The sequence below is a fragment of the Dyella sp. 05T440 genome (assembly GCF_056395965.1).
On the sequence record NZ_JBFTKN010000016.1, the window covers coordinates 40,297 to 59,194 of the forward strand.

Here is an 18,898-nt window from a genome sequence, read left to right on the forward strand (position 1 = left end):
CAGCTGTGGCGTTCGGGCGAACTAGACCTCCGCAAACGCCTCCGCCTGATGCCGCCGATACGCCTGGTAATACGCCGGCGTGTGATGCAGCTGCGTACCGTCGGACAGCTCTTCGCCTGAGGCGACACGACACACGAAGAACAGGTGCGAACCGATCTCCTGGCTGTGCACGATGCTCAACTCGTGGATTCGCAGCGACTCGGCCACCGCGGGTATCCCGAAGTCCTGCGAGGGGCGAACCGGAAACGGCAAGGCTTGCCAATCCTGCAACGGATGCTTGTGGTGCTCGCTGAGTTTGTAGACGGCCGACTTCATCGTGGCCGGCACGCTGGACAGCGCCACCTTGCGCAGCTCGCGCATGAAGGGCGCGGAGACATTGGTGCTGCGCAACGCCAGCGAATAGAAACCGCTGCGTTCCAGCGGACCGATCAAGTCCATCGGAAATATATTCTGATGATCCCCGGCTCCCACCGACACCAGCACGACCGGCCGCGGGCACAGGTAGGCGATCATCAACTGCTGCACCGCTGCGGGCGTCATCAATGCATGCTGCGCCGAAGGATGTTTGCGCATCAGGCGATTTTGCAGCCATGCATTCCACGGGCGGCGCGGCCAGCCGAGGCAGCGATGTTCGCCTTTGGCCACGTGGTAAAGCGTGAGCGTCTTATCGTCGACAGCAATAGAGGTGGCTTTGGCCAAGTGCAACGTGCCGACGGTGTCGCCCGTGGCACGATCGCTGTATTGGATCACCGCATGCTCGCCGGCGTCGATGCTCGTGGCGATGGTCAACGGCTTGAGCGACGCCACCGTGTGATCGTTGGTGACATCGGCCGAGCCACCGTCCCAGCGCAAGCTGGCGTCCACCGCGTGTTGCGGCGGCGCCAGCGCAATCGTCGCCCATTGCGGCAGCGGGCGAACGAACGGCCTTAGCCAGTCCTTCCACATGTCAGCACCGCCGCAACAGCAGGAACAGGTAGAGATCGGTGAACATGCCCAGCCCGCGCGGAAGCACGCGCTCCAGCCGAAAATGCGGCGCGGCCGCACGCGCCACGATGCGCGGCGCAAAGCGATGGATGTTGCTCTCGCTGGTAATGGCATAGTGGCCGCGCAGCGCGAGATTGAGCAGGTTGGCCCGCCACCATCGATAACGCGCGTCGCCGAGGAAATACGGGTTGAGCATGCTCGCCAGCACGAAGCCGCCGGGGCGGACCACGCCCGAAAGCTGCTCGAACAGTGCCGCCTGATCGGGAATATGGTTGAGCACCGCGAAGTTGGCGGTCACCGCGTCCACCCGGCAGGCCTGCGGCGATGTCACCGGCATGATGGCCTTGCGCTCGATATCGTCGCGGCAGTGCACGGCCAGGTAACCACGCATGGCCTCGGACGGCTCAAACACGAACGTCGGGTGACCGCTGGCCGCATAGGTCTTGGCATCGATGCCGGTGCCGGCGCCGAAATCGAGCACCTCGGCGCCGGCGGGCAGCAGCTCCAGCGCCAGCTTCTGAAAGCGGTCGCGCACCTGCTGGTCGCGCGGCGAGCTCAGCATGATTTGGTGGTACTGCTCGCCCGTATGCATGTGTGGTTCGCCCGCCCTCTCGCTGCCCGCAGCGTGCATCGCTTCGGCTCTGCGTGAGTGCCCGGCCGGTTACGGAAGGTTGTGCGGGTCAGGTTCCGTCGCCGCCACGCCGAGACGGAAGCGGCAGCACTGCCCGCCGCGCACGATGCATTCCATGTGGTGCACCTCGCGCCCGCTGGCCGCCTTCATATAGGCCAGGTCGAACTTGCACACTTCCTTGTGTTGCCGGGCTACCTCGTGGAAGACGCAATTGAAGGCTTCGATCTGCCATTCGTCGCGATATTTCACCGGCAGCGCTTCGTAGCCAAGGCGATCCAGCTGGGCCGCCAGCGCGCGCACCACTTCTTCATGGCTGGCCGTAGCCGGCAGGGGCAGCTCGCGCTGGCCCAGCGAGCGGCCCATCTGCTGCATGAAGGCTTCGAGTTGTTCGTCGCCCAGCTGGCTGCGCAGGGCGACGAACATTTCCGAGGCAATCACCGCGTAGTTGCGGGGGAACAGCGCGCTGCCCGTCTCGGTGATGCGAAAGATCGCCAACGGTCGCCCACCGCTGGGACGCGAGCGGGCCCGTTCCACGTAGCCGTGCGCGATCAGCGCGCTCAGGTGCTGGCGCACGGCGTTATGGGTGATGCGCAGCTTGCCGCAGAGGGTCTCGACCGTGCTCCCGGCGTGTTCCGCCAGCAGGGCCCGCATCAGGCGCTGCTGCGTATCGCCGAGCTGGTCCAGACCGCTCACGATCAGGCTGCCTTGGCCGGGAACTGCTTGGCGATGGCGCCGGCCAGCGCATCGGCAATCACGTTCATATGCTGCTGCATGGCTGTCCAGGTAGTGGCTTCGGCCGTCATGTCGCCCGCCATGATTTCCTCGATCTGTGCCGAATGATGCGCCACGTGCCCGGCCAGCAGGCTGGACACTGCCGATTCCGGCAGATTCGGGTTGGCGCCGGCGAGGAACCTGGCGATCTCGCCGCCATTGGTCGCCAGCGCGTTCATCGCCGCCGTTTCGGCGGTCTTGTCGTGCGTGCTGTCGGCCTGGGTGAGCGCCTTCACGCCAGCCCAATGTCCCGCCAGCAAGGTGAACATCTGCTCGCCCGCGGCCTTCCCATAGAAGCTGCCCACGGCATTGGCGACTGCCTTGGCATTGGTCACCACGGCGTCTTCCGCCGCCTTGGCCTTGGCGGCGTCGTGCGCATGCACGGCCAGGGCGTATTCGCGGGTGTGCACCACATGGTCGTGCCACAGGGAGCGCATGGCGGCCTGCAGCTTGGGGGTGGCCACGGGCGCGGCGGTTTGTGCCATGGCCATGCCATCCATCGGGGCAGCGGGTGCTGGCTGGGCGAAGGACAAACCCGTACCGGTCAGGAGCAGCGCGGAGGCGAAGATAAGTCGAGCGTTCATTGGTTTTCCCCATGGATGTCGCCGGATGCGACTACGCTCATCCTGGGCCAGCCCTCGAGATACGCAATCAACCTATGTGTAAAGCCTACTACAGCTTGCATATAGTGAGATCAGTCCGAACCGGGCGGCGGCGAATGCCGGCAGGCGCCCGGGTCGGCTTACCGTGTAAAATGACGGTTTTATTGCCAGTAGTTGATGGTGTCTGCCTCTCCCTGGACGACAGTCCGTGGCCCAACGTTCATTCGCTTGCTTGCACGCCTGACGGACGTTGACGTCGCCCAATCCAAACAGTCGCTTTCGGACCGGCTGAGCCATTGGCTCGACTGGACGCATGCGCTGGCCTTGTCCACGGTGCTGGACGGCCAGCCCTCCGTCGACGGCGGCGATGCCCCCTCCTTCGGCAGTGCGGACGATGAGGAGTGCGCGCGTGCGCGCGTGTCGCTGGCGCAGACGATTGCCGGCGACAAGGCGTTCACCGAACGACAGCCGGCGGACGAGGCGATCGATTACGCCGTCTTCCGCCAACGCTACTTCGCCCTGCAGCGGAAGATGCAGGCCACCACCGGCCATCTGCGCGGCCGGCTGCGCGACATGCTCGCGCAGAAGAACCACGACATGGCGCGACTCGCCGCGGTGGATGCGGTGATGGAGCAGGCGCTGAGTCCGCGCGAACAAATGCTGTTGGCCGCCGTGCCTGCGGTACTGGGAAAACATTTTGATCGCCTGCGCGAGGCCGAGGGCAAATCGCTCGAGGATGCGCAGGCCACTGAGAACACCACCGCGGTCACCCGCGGCGCCTGGCTGGACGTGTTTCGCAGGGATATGCAGAGCGTGTTGCTCGCCGAACTGGACGTTCGTTTTCAACCGGTCGAAGGCTTGCTTGCAGCGCTTCGCACCAGCTAATTGGGTAGTCATGTTCAGAAATCTTCTTCATCTCGCCGTGTTCGTTGCCGGCCTTGTCGCGGTGTGCTGGATCGGCGCCGGTTACATCGGCTCCAATCCGCTGGGCGCCGCCGTCGCGGGTTTGATTGGCGTGTGCTACCTCGCCGGTGCGCTGGAGCTGCATCGCTATCGGCAAGCCACCTCCACACTGACGCAGGCGGTGACGGCGCTGTCCGCCGCGCCGGCCAGCCTTGCTGACTGGCTCGACAGCCTGCATCCGAGCGTGCGCAACGCGACGCGCCTGCGCGTCGAAGGCGAGCGCGCGGCCATGCCCGTGCCGTCGCTCACGCCGTATCTGGTCGGCTTGCTGGTGCTGCTGGGCATGCTCGGTACCCTGCTGGGCATGATGGCCACGCTGCGCGGCACCGGCATCGCGCTGGAAAGCGCGACCGATCTGCAGGCCATCCGCAGCTCACTCGCAGCGCCGGTCAAGGGCCTGGGCTTTGCATTCGGCACGTCGATTGCCGGCGTCGCCAGCTCGGCCATGCTCGGCCTGCTCTCCGCCTTGTGCCGCCGCGAGCGCCTGCAGGCCGTGCAGCTGCTGGACGCGAAGATCGCGAGCACGCTGCGCGTGTACTCGCAGAGCCATCAGCGTGAGCAGGCTTTCAAGCTGCTGCAACAACAGACCGAATGGATGCCGTCCCTGGTCGATCGTCTGCAGACGATGATGGTGACCATCGAGCAACAGAGCGTCGCTGCGAACGAGCGCCAGCTGGTGAACCAGGAAGCGTTTCACGCGCGCACCGAAGCGAGCTACATCCGCCTCGCCGCTTCGGTGGAAACCTCGCTGAAGGACAGCGTGAGCGAGAGCGCCCGCGCCGCTTCATCGGCACTGCAGCCCATCATGACGGCCACCATGGATGGCATCGCGCGCGAAACGACATCGCTGCACGACAAGGTGAATCAGGCCGTGCAGCAGCAGCTGCAGGCGTTGACCCGCGGCATGGAGAGGACCACCACGACGGTCGCCGAGCTTTGGAACACCGCCCTGGCGGAGCATCGCGGCACCCATGAAGCCTTGACCCAGGACCTGCGCGGCACGCTGCAGCAGTTCACCGATACATTCGAGCAGCGCACGACCGGCCTGCTGGAAAACGTCTCCGCACGCCTGGACGCCACCACCCACGGCGTTGCCGATGCCTGGAAGCAGGCGCTGTCGCAGCAGCAGGACGCCAACGGCGAACTCGCTGTGCGCAATCAGCAGGCCTGGGATACGGCCGCGGCAAGTTTCGAACAACGCGCCGCATCGCTGGTCGAGCTGATGCAGCAATCGCATGCGCAGCTGCAAGCCACGCTGGAATCGCGCGACCACGAACGACTCGCTGCCTGGTCGCAGGCCCTTGGCGCGATGACCGCCACGCTGGAAACGCAGTGGGCGCAGGCGAGCGAACACGCCGCGGGCCAGCAGCAGACGGTCTGCGATGCGCTGGCGCGCACCGCCGCCGACATCTCGGCACAAACGCAGTCGCACGCCAGCGCCACCATCGCCGAGATCTCCCGCCTGGTCGAGGCCGCCTCCGAAGCACCCAAGGCCGCCGCCGAAGTGGTTGCCGAGCTGCGCCAGAAGCTGTCCGAAAGCATGGTGCGCGACACCGCCATGCTGGAAGAACGCAGCCGCCTGCTGGCCACGCTGGAAACCCTGCTCGATGCGGTAAACCACGCCTCCACCGAGCAGCGCACCGCCGTGGACGCACTGGTGGTCACCTCGGCCGACCTGCTGGAGCGCGTCAGCACGCGCTTCACCGACCATATCGAAGCGGAGACCGGCAAGCTCAACGCCGTGGCCGCGCAAGTCACCAGCAGTGCCGTCGAAGTGGCGAGCCTGGGCGATGCGTTCGGCGCGGCGGTGCAGTCGTTTGGTCAATCCAACGAGGCGCTGATGGAACGCCTGGAGCTGATCGCCGGCGCGCTGGATAAATCGGTCGCGCGCAGCGACGAGCAGCTTGCTTACTACGTGGCCCAAGCGCGGGAAGTGATCGACCTGAGCATGCTGTCGCAGAAGCAGATCATCGAAGACATGCAGCAGCTCGCCAGCCAGCGCGCCGCGATCGAGGCCGAAACGGCATGATCGACGACCTGGAAGGCGAAGCCGAATCGAGCGCCACGATCTGGGCCGCCTTCGGCGACCTGATGTCGGTGTTGCTGGGCGCGTTCGTGCTGATCCTGGTCGGCGTGATCGGCATGCAGTTGCAGCTGTCGAGCCGACTGGATGAAGAGGTCAAACAGCGCCAGGCCGAAGCGCAGCGTCGCCAGACGCTGGAGCAGGCCCTAGCCGGACCGCTCGCCGCCGGACGCGTCACGCTGGTCAATGGGCGCATCGGTATTCGCGGCAGCGTGTTGTTTGCCTTGAACTCCGATCAGTTGCAGCCGGAAGGACGCGACCTGTTGAAGAGTCTTGCCGGTCCACTGGCCGGCTATTTGAAGTCGCGCGACGAAATCCTGATGGTCAGCGGCTTCACCGACGACCGCCAGGTGCGCGACGGCAATAAGCAGTTCGCCGACAACTGGGAACTGTCGGCCGAGCGCGCGCTCACCGTCACCCGCGCCTTGATCGCCGAAGGCGTGCCCGCGTCATCGGTATTCGCCGCCGCCTTTGGCGCGGAGCAACCGGTAAGCACGAATACAAACGACGAAGGCCGCGCCAAGAATCGCCGCGTGGAAATGGCGCCAATGCCGCGACCGTCGAATGCCAACGTGGCTGCCCATGAGCCCTGATGCGGCGACCGCTCGCGCGAAGTTAGCCGCGTGGCGTGAACAAGGCGCCGACCGTCTCGATCCCATGCGCTTTCACGTGATGGAAGCGCTGGCAACGCGCGCGTCCAGGCACGAAGGCAAGACGCGGCACATCCTCGATGCTCGCCTGGCCGAACTGATCGAGGCGTACGCGCACGAACTGGGCAATGCGGCGCCCGGCGCGAACACCGATCAGGCGACGACAGGTGCGCCAAGTGCGCTGAATGATCTGCTCGCCCATATCGAAACGGGCATAGCGGCGCGCCTTGAGCACGCCGCCACTCGTGAAGCACTGCCAGGCGCCAGCTATCCCACGCTGGAGATGCTCGATCAGTTCAAGAGGCTCTGGTCCACGCTGCGTACCAGCAGCCAGATGCGGCAGTCGCTGGAACAGGTGCCGGAGAATGCGGGCCCCTTGAACTCCGGCGCACTGGTGCATCGTTCCATCGCACTCATGCGCGAACTGTCGCCGGGTTATCTCGAACAATTCCTCTCCTACGCGGACAGCTTGTCGTGGATCGAACAGATCAACGCAAACGCACCGACGACGAGTGATGCCGCGCGTGCGCCAAGCACCCGCAAACGCGCCAAGGCGAAGCCGCGCGCAAGCTGATTGCCAGTCACCAGCGTAGCCACAAGTGACGCACGGTTGTATCAGCAACGCTTATCGACAGATACGCGCAAGCTAGCTTTTTTAAGGCGTTGAACCGCGATTTTCAGCACGCACCATGCGCGTCGCCATCGTTGCGCGGCGAAACTATTTTCGCCTTTCCTGACGCCAGACGATCGAGTGCAATCTCTTGCGACGATGCACGTACAGCCATCCCGGAACGTAGTTTCTTTCACGGCGTATTGCGTTTAGACGCCTGCTCGCTGGCGATGCCTCAGCGTATAAATATTGATCACAGGGGCCACACATCACACGCGACGCATGCGCTCGCAAGGGTTGGGGGTCCGCTATGAGTGAAAGCACAAAACCGTTTATCGAGATGGATTGGGACGCGTTTGATCCATGGCGCATCCAGCCGCTGAAGCACTGTCTGACTGACCACCCGCTGTTGCAGACCGAACAGCTGGTGGAACTTGGCAAGCGCTGTCGCGGCACCAAGCTCTGGTACGCGTTCAACAGCAATGTCACCGCCGGCACCGACTTCGACGACGCTGCCAGCTTGTTTCCCACCGCCAAGTCGGCGGTCGATTCGCTACGCGATATCAGCGCGGCGAAGGCGTGGGTGCTGCTGCGGCACATCCAGGCGGACCCGCTCTATCGCGAGCTGGTCGATGCGGTGATCAATCCGATCAAGCCCCAGATCGAGCGCAAGGATCCCGGGCTTTACTACCGCGCGGGCTGGATCTTTTCCGCCTCGCCCAATACAGCCACGCCTTTCCACATCGATCGCAGCCACGTGCTGCTGTTGCAGGTGCGCGGCACCAAGACCGTCTACGTCTGGGACGCCGACGACACCGCCGTATGCAGCGACCGTGCTCGCGATTGCTTTCACATGCGCCACGATTTGAGCCGCACGCTGTGGAGCGAGGAGTTCCGCCAGCGCGCACACGTGTTCAAACTGGGGCCCGGCACGGGGGTATACATGCCGCTGACCAGTCCGCACATGGTGGAGACCAGCGACGAGTCGTCCACCACCATCAGCTTCACCTACAACACCGACGCCACGCGCAGGAACGCCAAGGTGCATGTGATGCGCGAGATGCTCTTCCGGCTCGGCATGACGCCGCCGGACTATGGCAGGAACCACGTGTTTGATCGGGCGGCATACGCCGCGGCGTCAGCCATCGTGGTGTGTCGCGGCCCGGGTGGGCATCCACCCGCCTGCCCTTCTCTGCTTCACAAGAGCGCGTACGCCGTCGCGGATTAGCTGCGCCGCGGGGTGGCCAACCTCCGCCATAGGCCAGAAAGCAGAGGCCAGCTCCCGCGCTAAAACGTAATTTCCTGCTGATCGGGGCGAAGCTGATATCCGCCGCGAGGGCAACGGGCGAATGCACGCCGGCGGGGAGATCCGCGCCAGCTCGAGACTACGTCATTTGGCGCGGACCGGATGACGGTCTGCCGCGTGCCATCAATTCCGGTGCGGAAGCGGCGCTAAGTGTTTCATCGCTGCGACACGGACGGCCGCAGCGCGAATGCAAGGCATGCGGCCAGGCCCAACATATCGAGCCAGGCAAACCAGTCGCCCCAGCGGCCGTAGAGCGTGCGTGTTTCACGCAACGGCAGCTCACCGACCAGTTCCGCGTCGTGTTGTTCGCTGGACGCTTCGGCGACCACGCGGCCGCGATCATCGCTCAGGGTGAGCCGGCCGGAACGAGGTGCACGCGCCACGGCAAAGCCGCTTTCCACGCCGCGCATGATGGCCATGCGTCCGTGCAGCCAGCCGTCGATGCTGAAATCCCATGCCGGCACCAGCAGCAATTGCGCATGGCGCGCGGCGTAGGCGCGGCCAATGTCGTGGAAGTCCATGTCCTTGCATACCGCCAGACCGATCCGCGGCCCGCCGCCAAGCATGGTGTAGCCGCTGCCCGGCGTGTACTGACGCTCGAAGCCCGGTATCAGGTGCTGCTTGCTGTAGGTTGCCGGCGACGCGGCTGCCGGTTGGAACACCGCCAGCATGTTGCGTTCGGCGCGGGGATCACCCTTGAAGTCGATGCCGGCCGCCACGGTGATGCCACGCCGCGTCGCCAGCTGCGCCAGCGCAGGAAGGTTGGCATCGGGCGTGGCGAACGAGGTTTCGGGTATCAGCACCAGATGCGCGCCCTGGTCCGCGAGACGACCCACGGCATCGACATAGCGCGCTTGCAAGGCCTGGCCATCGGCATCCGCCAGGGCGGGACGGATCGGCTTTTCCAGCGACACCAGGCCGACGCGCATCGTAGACACGGCTGGCGCCTGCAACCGCCAGCCGCCATAGGCAAGCGACACGGCGATCACGACGGCGGTCGACACCGCCACGATCAAGCGGTCTCGTTTTGCAGCCCGCGGTGCGAGCAGCACGGCGATCGCGGTGGGCACCAGCAACACCAGGAAACTGATACCCCAGAGTCCGGCGACTGCGGCCACCTGGAGGATGGGCAGGGCATCCATCTGGGTGTAGCCGATGCTGCCGAAGGTGCCGTGTGGCGAAAGCAGGCTGCTGATGTATTCGATGGCAAGCCAGGCGGTCGGCACCGCCAGCGTCGCCAGCAAGCTGCTGCCACGCAGCAGCAATCGACGAAACAGCAGCACGCACAAAGCGAGCGCCACGCCCGGCATGCCGATGGCATACGCAATGAACGGCAGCGGCAAACCGATGTAGTGGTGCAGGTAGTCCCACTGGTTGAAGCCACCGGTCGCGAACGCAGCGAAGGCAGCGAGTGCAGCCACGGGCGCACGCACCCTCGGCGCGAGCCACAGCACCGGCAGCGGCGCCAGCCAGGTAAGCCACCACAGCGGTTGCACGCCGCTGCCATACCACCAGCACAGGGCAGCCAGCGCTGTCGCGCCCAGCCAGGTCAGAAGAGCGGAACCATCAAGCCTTGATGCCATGGATCAACCTCTCCATCGATTGCAGATAGAAAGCGCGAAACGCCGCCTCGTCGAAACTGAAACGACCGGCGCGATAAAGGGCGACCAGACCGTGCTGCTGGGCCCAGAGGGCCATGGCGACATCGTGCGGGTCGTCTTGCTTGAGCACGCCCTTGGCCATCCCTTCGGCCACAGTGTCGACCACGACATTGAAGGTGGGCGACAGCCCGGCGCGGAAATCCTCGGGATAACGGCGTGCGTCGTCGCGGCGCACCGAGAAGGCGTGATCGAACAGGTGTGGGTGCGCCAACGCGTAATCGAGATAAGGGCCAGCCAGCGCCATCAGCCGCTTCATCACGTCGCGGCTCTTCCCGCGATGCGCCTCCCACTCATGCGCGACGGCCTTGAAGCTGTCATCGGACAGCTGCTTCAGCAATGCATCGCGGGTCGGGAAGTGCCGATAAATCGCCATCGGGGTGATACCCACCGCCTCGGCGACGCGGCGCATGGTTACTGCGTCGGCGCCTTCGCGATCGAATAGCCGATGCGCGGCCTTGAGGATCTTTTCGGCGGTGGTGAGGCGGCTCATGTATACACTGTATACATGACGGACGGGACGAGGCAATGGCCCAGACGTCACGACCCGGGCGGCTGGAACGTTCAGCGTTTCGGGGCGGCGGCCCGCCCCGGGCTCAGGAGCGCAGCTTGTATCCGGTGCGGAAGATCCAGGCTACCGCCACGGCGCACAGCAGCAGGAAGCCCAGGGTCATGCCTGCGCTCAACACCACGTTGACGTCGGAGTGTCCGTAGAAGCTCCAGCGGAAGCCGCTGATCAGATAAACCACCGGGTTGAACAGCGCGACCTTCTGCCAGAACGGCGGCAGCATGCCGATGGAATAGAACGCGCCGCCAAGGAAGGTGAGCGGCGTCACCACCATCAACGGGATCACCTGCAGTTTCTGGAAGTCATCCGCCCACAGGCCGATGATGAAACCGAACAGGCTGAAGGTCACCGCCGTCAGCAGCAGGAACACGATCATCCAGCCCGGATGCAGGATGCTGTACGGCACGAAGAAACGCGCCGTCACAAGGATCAGCAGCCCGAGCATCACCGACTTGGAAGCGGCCGCGCCCACATAGCCAAGGATCGCCTCCAGCGCTGACACCGGGGCGGAAAGCAGTTCATAGATGGTGCCCGACCACTTGGGCAGATAAATGCCGAACGAGGCGTTGGAGATGCTCTCGTTGAGCAGCGACAACATGATCAGGCCGGGAATGATGAAGGCGCCATAGCTGGTGCCCCCGATCTCGCCCATGCGCGAACCGATCGCGGTGCCGAACACGATGAAGTAAAGCGAGGTCGACAACACCGGCGACACGATGCTCTGGGTCAGGGTGCGGAAGGTGCGGGCCATCTCGAAACGGTAGATGGCGCGGATCGCGGGGAGATTCATGGCGCACCCCGCACGAGGCTGACGAAAATATCTTCGAGCGAACTTTCCAATGTATGCAGGTCCTTGAAGTCCACGCCGCGCTCGGCCAGCTTGCGCAGCAGTTCGGCAATGCCGGTGTCTTCGCTCTGGGCGTCGAAGGTGTAAATCAACGTGGCGCCGTCGTCGGCCAGTTCCAGGCCGGTGGCATCCAGGCCCTCGGGCAGCGCCTGCATCGGCGTCTGCAGCGTGATGGAAAGCTGCTTCTTGCCCAGCTTGCGCATCAGTACATCTTTTTCTTCCACCAGGATCAGCTCACCGCGCGTGATCACACCCACGCGGTCGGCCATTTCCTCGGCCTCCTCGATGTAGTGCGTGGTGAGGATCACGGTGACGCCGGTTTCGCGCAGCCCGCGCACCATCTGCCACATGTCGTGGCGCAGCTCTACGTCGACGCCGGCGGTGGGTTCGTCCAGGAACAGGATGCTGGGTTCGTGCGCCAGCGCCTTGGCGATCAGCACGCGGCGCTTCATGCCCCCGGACAGGGTCATGATCTTGGCGTCTTTCTTTTCCCACAGTGACAGCGCACGCAGCACTTTCTCGATATGCGCGTCGTTGCGCTCGCGCCCGAACAGGCCGCGGCTGAATCGCACCGACGCCCAGACCGTTTCAAAGGCATCGGTGGACAGTTCCTGCGGCACCAGGCCGATCTTCGAGCGCGTCGCGCGATAGTCGCGCAGCACATCGTGACCATCCACCGTCACGTTGCCGCCGCTGGGTTTGACGATGCCGCAGATAATGCTGATCAGGGTGGTCTTGCCTGCACCATTGGGACCGAGCAAGGCAAAGATCTCGCCACGCCGTATGTCCAGATCGATCGCCTTCAGCGCCTGGAAGCCGCCCTTATAGGTCTTGCTGATGCCTCGTATGGAAACGGCTTGCTGGGTCAGGTGGGACGAGTCGTTCATGGGGTTCCTTGGTTCGAACGCAGCTCAACCATGAGGATTCTAACCCCGACATTCAATGGCCACGTGACACGAAAGGTTCGCTTGCAGGCATGAGGCGCCGCGCTTCATGCGACTGCGCCTCGGCGGGAGCGGCGTCCACTCCGGTGCTGGCAAGATCCCGCGGGATCAGTGCAAGGCCTCGGCATCCATCATGGCCTGCTGGAGTTGGGCATGGGCTTCGTCCGCCTTGCGCTGGCGGTCCGCCATCTTGTCGGCGCTCTTGCCCTGCTCCCTGGCTTCCTGCAACTCCTGATCCCGCGCGACCACCTTCTGCTGCGCCTTGGCCACCTTTTGTTCGGCATCAGTGCGCAACGATTCATCCGAGCAATGCGCTTTCACTTGCGCCAAGGCGGTCTGCAGTCCTTGCACGCGCGAGGCGTTGCCGTGGGCCTGGGCATAAGTGATTTCCTGCTCGATCGATTGGCGCTTGGCATCGCAACCGCCCGACTGGGCGAGCAGTACAGCTGGGCACAGGGAAGCGGCAAGAAGGGCCAGCGAGGTGACGACTTTCATGGGCGACTCCTGGAGTGATCGAGGGCAGCGCCAACACAGCGGCGCCCTTCCTCATGGTCCATTCGTCGAGTGATCGTAATGTGTTCGCCGCGCCCGGCTCAGCCTGCGAGCACTCGCTCGGCATACGCCTTGAAGGCAGCGGTGACGGCCGCCGGTTGATCGATCCACGGAAAATGACCGGCATCCGGGATCGCCGCCGTCATCACGTTGGGCGTGTTGTAGCGCGCGGCCGACCATCCGCGCTGGCTCACGATCCGGTCGCATTCGCCCCACAGGCGCAGCACCGGTATGTCGAGCGGCCACCAGCTGGCCGCATAGGTGTGATCGAAGTGGGCGTCCGACCATTCCACCGCCGCGCTGTTATAGGGCATGCGCGCCAGGAGGGCGCGCCCCGCTTCCAGCGCTGCGGGCGTGAAGTTCCACTCGGCGGAGGTGACCGCCAAGGTGGTGAGATTCTCGACAGAGGGGTCCTTCGTGTACGCGACGACGGCCTGCTCGAAAGCCGGCAGTGGATCGCGCCTGGTCATCGCCACGTATTGGGCATGCCAGGCGCAATCAGGTGCGGTATCCAGCAAGGCCAGGCCGCGAACCACGCCGCGCAATGCCGGCGTGGCCAGCAGATACATGCCGCCGGTGGAATGCCCCACGAAAACAGCGTCGCCAACGGCCTGCGCGGCCTCGATCAGCACCTGCGGCCAGTGCGCGAACGGGTCGTCGCTTGCGTGCTCCGTATTCGAACCGTCGCCCGGAAGATCAATCAGCCAGATATGGCCGGGTACGACCATGGCATCGGCCAACTCTTGCAGGCTTTCCGAACCAATGCCGGGACCGCCGGGCAGCAATAACCAATTGAGCGTGCCGTCCCGCAACGAATGAAGACGCATGCGGACGCCGGAGGCGGTAAAGCGCGTTTCCATGCTTTGCTGTTCTCGAAGGGGGAGCGGTCATTATCGAGCCGTCCGCGAGCGCGGACTTTCCAAATCCCCCGAGTCAACCCGCGGCGTGGACGTTACCGCTCCTCGACACGCAGCACGCGCACCCGGCTCACATTGCCCCGGGCGACCGCATGGAACTTCCACGTCTGCCCGGGCGCGAGGTTATGCACCTGATCCGTCGCACGCCCGATGGCATGACCCTTGGCGTCGAACAAGCGGAAGCTCACCCGAGCCGAATGCACCGGCACGCGACCCACGTTGGTCAGCGTGCCCACGACTTTATTGTGCCCCGGCTTCACGTCGCGTTCGACGCGATAAGCACCCAGCCGCACATGCCGCACCGGCGCACCCGCAGCGACGGCCGACGAACTCACCACACATCCAAGCAACACCCACCACACGATCGAGCGACGTTTCATTGCAATCAGGGACAGCACCAGGGACGAAGCGCGCAAGTCTAATTTGATTCGCGTCCGTTGCGCAGTCACTTCGATCACGGCGTGCCAGCGGCCTGGTCGAAGATCAGCGGGTTGCCATCCGTATCAGGGATGTTGATAGCCGAAGCGCTCGCGCAGTCGCGGTGTGGCGAAATCGATGAAGGCACGCAGTTTCAAGGGCATCTGCCGCTGGCCCGGATACACCAGGCTGAGCGGCATGGGAGCGGGTTCATAGTCTTGCAGCAAGCGCACCAGCATGCCGGCTTTCAGCAGATGATCCACTTGATCGGCCAGGACACGCACGATGCCGCCATCTTCGGTGGCGGCGACCACGGCGGCTTCGGCCGAATTGACGCTCAGGCGCGATGACACCTTGACCACCCGCGAGGCCTGACCCTCGCCGAACTCCCACATGTCCGCCGCCGAGTAGCCCACGTAAGTGATGCAATCGTGCGCAGCAAGATCTTCGGGTTTCTGCGGAACGCCACGTGCCTGCAGATACGCAGGACTGGCGCACAGCACACGGTCGAGCAGTGCGATGCGCGTGGCTACCAGGGTGCTGTCGGGCAAGGCGCCAAGTCGTACGGCAAGATCGACATGATCCTCCAACAGATGGCTGACCTGATCGCTCAACTGGATGTGCGCGCGAATCTGCGGAGCGCTGCGCAGGAACGCGACAAGCACCGGGACCACGTGATTGCGTCCGATCACTACCGGCGCGCTGATGATCAATTCACCCTGCGGCGCGCGGTATTCACCGGCGGCGGTGCGTTCGACCTGCTCGATGTCTTCCAGAATCTGCCGGCAGGAGGCGACGTAATCGCGCCCTGCATCGGTCAGCACGAGTTTCCGCCCACCGCGCAACACCAGCCGGACATTGAGGTGCGCTTCCAATTCCGACACGCGTCGGCTGACGGTGGCCAGCGGCATATGCAGCTGCCGGCTGGCGGCGGAAAGGCTGCCCGCGTCTACCGCCGTCAGCAGCACGGTCATGGCTTCGAGTCGGTCCACGGCCTCTCACCAGATGAAAGGGTGCCTTCCGAATTTACCGTCTAGTGCCCGGATTTGAAAGGATCTAGCCTTTGCGTCCATGCGATGAGCCCTTGAAACACATGCTCCCCTTACGGCGACCGGCCAACCGGGGGACCTCTGGAATTCGTCACGAAACTCATCACGGCCGGGACCGCCTGAGGCGGCATCACTCCCTTTCCCCCATCTCCTGGAGTTTCCTATGAACATCAAAGACGCCACTGTTCTTGTCACCGGTGCCAATCGCGGACTCGGCCTGGTCTTCACCCGCGAGCTGCTCGCCCGCGGCGCCCGCAAGGTCTACGCCGCAGCACGCGACCCCGCCACGATCACCGAGGCCGGCGTGCAACCTCTGCGGCTGGACGTCACCAACCCGGACGACGTGGCGGCTGCCGCCAAGCTCGCCTCGGATGTGACGCTGGTGATCAACAATGCCGGCATCGCCCAGGCCGGCGGCTTTCTTGCCGAGGACAGCGAAGCCGTCACGCGACGCATCTTCGAGACCAACTTCTACGGCATGCTGAGCATGAGCAAGGCTTTCGCGCCGGTGCTCAAGGCCAACGGCGGCGGTGCCTTGCTCAATGTGCTCTCGGTCGTCTCGTGGGTGAGCGGCGCGATGGCCGCCTATTCGGCCAGCAAATCCGCCGCGTGGTCCCTCACCAATGCGCTGCGCCTCGAACTGGCAGGACAGAACACGCAGGTGACGGCGCTGCATATGGGCTTTGTCGATACCGATCTTGCCCGTGACTTCGATGCCCCGAAGTCGACGTCGGAGGACATCGTCAAGCGCGCGCTCGACGGGCTCGAAGCGGGCGAGGATGAAGTGCTGGCCGATGAGCGCAGCGTGCAGGTAAAGCAAGGCTTGGCAGCAGCGCGGCCCATCTACTTGCCGCAACGCTCCTGAAGTTCGGCATGGAGGTGATCGCCCGTCAGCGCGCAGCCTCCAAGCCTGTTCCAAGGGTGATGGCGCGCGGGATTCGATCACGTGTGGGCTATGGACTTACAACACCGAGCGCCTGAACATGGCGCTCGGTCGTACCTCGATGCAGGATGGTCCCGCTTGCTCCGCGTTGATTGGCAGCCGCCGGAAGCGCAGGACCCGCTCCACTGCAGGTAGCTTGTTCACCTCCCCGTGCGCTTGAGCCAGTTCGGAGGCAGTTCGTGGCAAGTGATGTGCTGGATACGAATAGCCTGTTCGAAATTGCTTTCGAACTCCCGCCCAAGGGGAGCCGCCGTTCGGCGGCAGCCGTCTACACGCAATTGCGTGCCGCCATCCTGGATGGTCGCTTGGTCCCTGGTGCCAAACTCCCGGTGGAACGTCAGTCGGCGACCTTTTTCGGTGTCTCAAGAAACACGGTTGCCCGGGCTTATGCGCGACTGGCGCTCGAAGGATGGGTACAGTCCCGGCAAGGCTCGGGAACCTACGTACTGCCCAAGCAAAAACGCCCGCCGCGCGAGCGGCCCTCGACACGGCAAGCGCCCGATCCACGCCTGAATGCGCTGTGGTCGCGGCCTGAGCTGGCCCAGGCGCTGAATTTCTGGAACGACAGTCAACCGGGAACCTCGACAAGCACCGCGAGGTTTCTGGATTTTCGTCCCGCGCTGGTTGATCCGCGCCTGTTTCCATTCGACATATTCCGCCGGGTCAGCGCCAAGCAACTCCGGCGAATGGAATTGAAGCCTCCCGCCTTCAAGAGCCCGCAGGGCAATCAGGGGCACTACCCGTTGCGGGTAGCCGTTTCGACGCATATCGGCGTGTCGCGTGCGGTTGTCTGCGAGCCCGACGATGTGCTGGTGACCGCCGGCGCGCAACAAGCCTTCGATATGCTCGCCCGAGTGCTGGTGACCCCAGGGGTTACGACAGTCGCCATCGAGGATCCTGGCTATCCACCGATGCGTGCGGCCTTTCTCGCTGCCGGCGCGAAGGTAGTACCCATACCGGTGGACGCGGAAGGACTGGTGGTTGACGCCTTGCCGGACTCGGTACGCATCGTGTGCGTTTGTCCGTCGCACCAGTTTCCGTTCGGCGTCTCCATGTCGATGCGGCGGCGATCGGCATTGCTCGACTTTGCCCGCAAGCATGGCGCGGTCATCATTGAGGACGATTACGACGGAGAGTTCCGCTACGACGGCGCTCCGCTGCAGGCGCTGCGTTCAACGGCCACCGCGAATGAGGTGTTCTATGTGGGCACCTTCTCCAAGTGCATGTTTCCCGCATTGCGCCTGGGCTTCATCGTGGCGCCCCCATGGGCCATGTCGGCGCTGATCACGGCCAAGAACTGTCTCGACTGGCATTGCCCGACCTTGACGCAAATGGCCGTCGCCCGTTACATCGCGGACGGCCACCTGGCGCAACATGTGCGCAAGCTCCGTGATGTGTTTCGAAAGCGCAGAGATCTACTGGTCGACATCCTCCGAGCGGATTTCTCCGAAGAACTATCGCCGATGCAGTCGCACTACGGCATGCACGTGTCGGCGTCCGCGACGCAACCCCATTGCCTGGAACGCGTCACTGCACGATTGTCGGAGTCCAACGTGCATTTGCATTCCTTCGAGCGCTATTTCTTCGGCTCGCCAACGTCGGAAGGACTGGTATTCGGCTACGGGGCGGTTGACCTCAACGATATCGAACAAGGGCTCAAGGCGCTGCGCCGCGTGCTCTAGTCACGCCCGGTCGTTCGCTACCTGGCGCCCCGCGTCCAACTCGCGCCCATCGAAGTGGACCACGCGAGTTTCTCCTCATTGGCCCCACAGGAACGATCGGTTTTCCCTAGAGTCACGCCTCAGGCTTGGCTAGATGGAGAAAACGATGACGTGGAGACTGCGATTAGGTGGAGGCATGCTGGCAGGTGTCCTGGCCTGCCTGTCCCTGAGTGCAAGGGCCGAAACGCCGCGCGACGGGTCCCATGACTTCGACTTCGCTCGCGGTGCGTGGCATACGCACGTGACGCAAGTACTCGACCCATTCGAAGGCGGGACTCACACGGTCACCATGGACGGCACCAAGACGGCGCGGCCGGTCTGGAATGGCCGCGCATGGCTGGAGGAGATCGAGGCCGACGGCCCGGATGGACACTGGGAGGGCGCCACGCTCTTCGTCTACAACGCCAAGGCCGGGCAATGGAGTCAGACCTACATAGACGGCGATACGGGAGCGTTCGAGGCTCCCACGATTGGCAGCTTCAAGGACGGTCGCGGCGAACTGTACGGCACCTCCGTCTATAAGGGGCGTACCGTGCTGGTGCGTGGCGTCTGGTCGGACATCACCGCCAACTCCCACCGCTTTGAAATTGATTACTCCAGGGACGGCGGCCGAACCTGGGCGACTTCGTTCAAGGCGTACTTGACGCGGGTCAAGCCATAGCGCGGATCCAACCGTGCTTCT

General features: G+C 64.1%; 20 protein-coding genes. 8 read left to right on the forward strand and 12 right to left on the reverse strand.

Annotated features, from left to right (window positions below):
* Positions 1-21: 21 nt before the first annotated feature.
* The 4 genes from AC1DE1_RS18020 to AC1DE1_RS18035 all read right to left on the reverse strand — a co-directional run bounded on the left by AC1DE1_RS18020 (position 22) and on the right by AC1DE1_RS18035 (position 2,970).
* Positions 22-945: a flavin reductase gene (locus AC1DE1_RS18020; protein ID WP_477177407.1), complete on the reverse strand. Its 924-nt coding sequence runs from the start codon at positions 943-945 to the stop codon at positions 22-24.
* 1 nt (position 946) lies between these two features.
* Complete coding sequence (locus tag AC1DE1_RS18025; RefSeq protein WP_477177408.1) at positions 947-1,576, reverse strand: class I SAM-dependent methyltransferase; 630 nt, start codon at positions 1,574-1,576, stop codon at positions 947-949.
* A gap of 69 nt (positions 1,577-1,645) precedes the next feature.
* Entirely contained in the window at positions 1,646-2,308 is a 663-nt protein-coding gene (locus AC1DE1_RS18030) for a helix-turn-helix transcriptional regulator (RefSeq protein ID WP_477177409.1), read from the reverse strand.
* A gap of 2 nt (positions 2,309-2,310) precedes the next feature.
* Positions 2,311-2,970 (reverse strand): hypothetical protein, encoded by a 660-nt coding sequence (locus AC1DE1_RS18035; RefSeq protein ID WP_477177410.1) that lies wholly within the window; start codon positions 2,968-2,970, stop codon positions 2,311-2,313.
* A 195-nt stretch (positions 2,971-3,165) separates the two neighbouring features.
* On the opposite strand from AC1DE1_RS18035, the gene AC1DE1_RS18040 reads away from it, so the two are divergent.
* From AC1DE1_RS18040 to AC1DE1_RS18060, 5 genes are all read left to right on the forward strand, one after another.
* Entirely contained in the window at positions 3,166-3,873 is a 708-nt protein-coding gene (locus AC1DE1_RS18040; RefSeq protein ID WP_477177411.1) for a DUF3348 domain-containing protein, read from the forward strand.
* 10 nt (positions 3,874-3,883) lie between these two features.
* Positions 3,884-5,980 (forward strand): DUF802 domain-containing protein, encoded by a 2,097-nt coding sequence (locus tag AC1DE1_RS18045; protein ID WP_477177412.1) that lies wholly within the window; start codon positions 3,884-3,886, stop codon positions 5,978-5,980.
* On the forward strand, positions 5,977-6,627 hold the full coding sequence (locus AC1DE1_RS18050) for an OmpA family protein (protein WP_477177413.1): 651 nt from the start codon (positions 5,977-5,979) through the stop codon (positions 6,625-6,627). Before AC1DE1_RS18045 ends, AC1DE1_RS18050 begins: the two co-directional genes overlap by 4 nt.
* On the forward strand, positions 6,617-7,258 hold the full coding sequence (locus AC1DE1_RS18055) for a DUF2894 domain-containing protein (RefSeq protein ID WP_477177414.1): 642 nt from the start codon (positions 6,617-6,619) through the stop codon (positions 7,256-7,258). The genes AC1DE1_RS18050 and AC1DE1_RS18055 overlap by 11 nt, the downstream gene beginning before the upstream one ends.
* A 346-nt stretch (positions 7,259-7,604) precedes the next feature.
* Complete coding sequence (locus AC1DE1_RS18060; RefSeq protein ID WP_477177415.1) at positions 7,605-8,522, forward strand: JmjC domain-containing protein; 918 nt, start codon at positions 7,605-7,607, stop codon at positions 8,520-8,522.
* Between the two features lie 233 nt (positions 8,523-8,755).
* Here the strand turns inward: AC1DE1_RS18060 and AC1DE1_RS18065 are convergent, their stop codons facing one another.
* The 8 genes from AC1DE1_RS18065 to AC1DE1_RS18100 form a co-directional block, all read right to left on the reverse strand.
* Complete coding sequence (locus tag AC1DE1_RS18065) at positions 8,756-10,183, reverse strand: nitrilase-related carbon-nitrogen hydrolase (RefSeq protein ID WP_477177416.1); 1,428 nt, start codon at positions 10,181-10,183, stop codon at positions 8,756-8,758.
* On the reverse strand, positions 10,167-10,751 hold the full coding sequence (locus AC1DE1_RS18070; protein ID WP_441611351.1) for a TetR/AcrR family transcriptional regulator: 585 nt from the start codon (positions 10,749-10,751) through the stop codon (positions 10,167-10,169). The genes AC1DE1_RS18065 and AC1DE1_RS18070 overlap by 17 nt, the downstream gene beginning before the upstream one ends.
* 103 nt (positions 10,752-10,854) lie before the next feature.
* On the reverse strand, positions 10,855-11,616 hold the full coding sequence (locus AC1DE1_RS18075; protein WP_441602089.1) for an ABC transporter permease: 762 nt from the start codon (positions 11,614-11,616) through the stop codon (positions 10,855-10,857).
* A complete protein-coding gene (locus AC1DE1_RS18080) occupies positions 11,613-12,560 on the reverse strand; it encodes an ABC transporter ATP-binding protein (protein ID WP_441602088.1) in 948 nt (315 codons plus the stop codon). The genes AC1DE1_RS18075 and AC1DE1_RS18080 overlap by 4 nt, the downstream gene beginning before the upstream one ends.
* A 165-nt stretch (positions 12,561-12,725) precedes the next feature.
* Positions 12,726-13,112 (reverse strand): DUF1090 domain-containing protein, encoded by a 387-nt coding sequence (locus AC1DE1_RS18085; RefSeq protein WP_441602087.1) that lies wholly within the window; start codon positions 13,110-13,112, stop codon positions 12,726-12,728.
* A gap of 98 nt (positions 13,113-13,210) precedes the next feature.
* On the reverse strand, positions 13,211-14,029 hold the full coding sequence (locus tag AC1DE1_RS18090) for an alpha/beta fold hydrolase (RefSeq protein WP_477177417.1): 819 nt from the start codon (positions 14,027-14,029) through the stop codon (positions 13,211-13,213).
* Between the two features lie 92 nt (positions 14,030-14,121).
* Positions 14,122-14,466, reverse strand: coding sequence for an FxLYD domain-containing protein (locus AC1DE1_RS18095; RefSeq protein WP_477177418.1), 345 nt, complete (start codon positions 14,464-14,466; stop codon positions 14,122-14,124).
* A gap of 123 nt (positions 14,467-14,589) precedes the next feature.
* The gene (locus AC1DE1_RS18100; protein ID WP_477177419.1) at positions 14,590-15,495 is read right to left on the reverse strand and encodes a LysR family transcriptional regulator; all 906 of its coding nucleotides are present in this window, start codon (positions 15,493-15,495) and stop codon (positions 14,590-14,592) included.
* A gap of 220 nt (positions 15,496-15,715) precedes the next feature.
* Here AC1DE1_RS18100 and AC1DE1_RS18105 point away from each other — a divergent pair, with 220 nt between their 5' ends.
* The 3 genes from AC1DE1_RS18105 (at position 15,716) to AC1DE1_RS18115 (ending at position 18,877) form a co-directional block, all read left to right on the forward strand.
* The gene (locus AC1DE1_RS18105) at positions 15,716-16,417 is read left to right on the forward strand and encodes an SDR family oxidoreductase (protein WP_477179236.1); all 702 of its coding nucleotides are present in this window, start codon (positions 15,716-15,718) and stop codon (positions 16,415-16,417) included.
* Between the two features lie 257 nt (positions 16,418-16,674).
* On the forward strand, positions 16,675-18,177 hold the full coding sequence (gene pdxR / locus AC1DE1_RS18110; protein ID WP_477177421.1) for a MocR-like pyridoxine biosynthesis transcription factor PdxR: 1,503 nt from the start codon (positions 16,675-16,677) through the stop codon (positions 18,175-18,177).
* Positions 18,178-18,352: 175 nt separating this feature from the next.
* Positions 18,353-18,877: a hypothetical protein gene (locus tag AC1DE1_RS18115; RefSeq protein ID WP_477177422.1), complete on the forward strand. Its 525-nt coding sequence runs from the start codon at positions 18,353-18,355 to the stop codon at positions 18,875-18,877.
* Positions 18,878-18,898 lie beyond the last annotated feature (21 nt).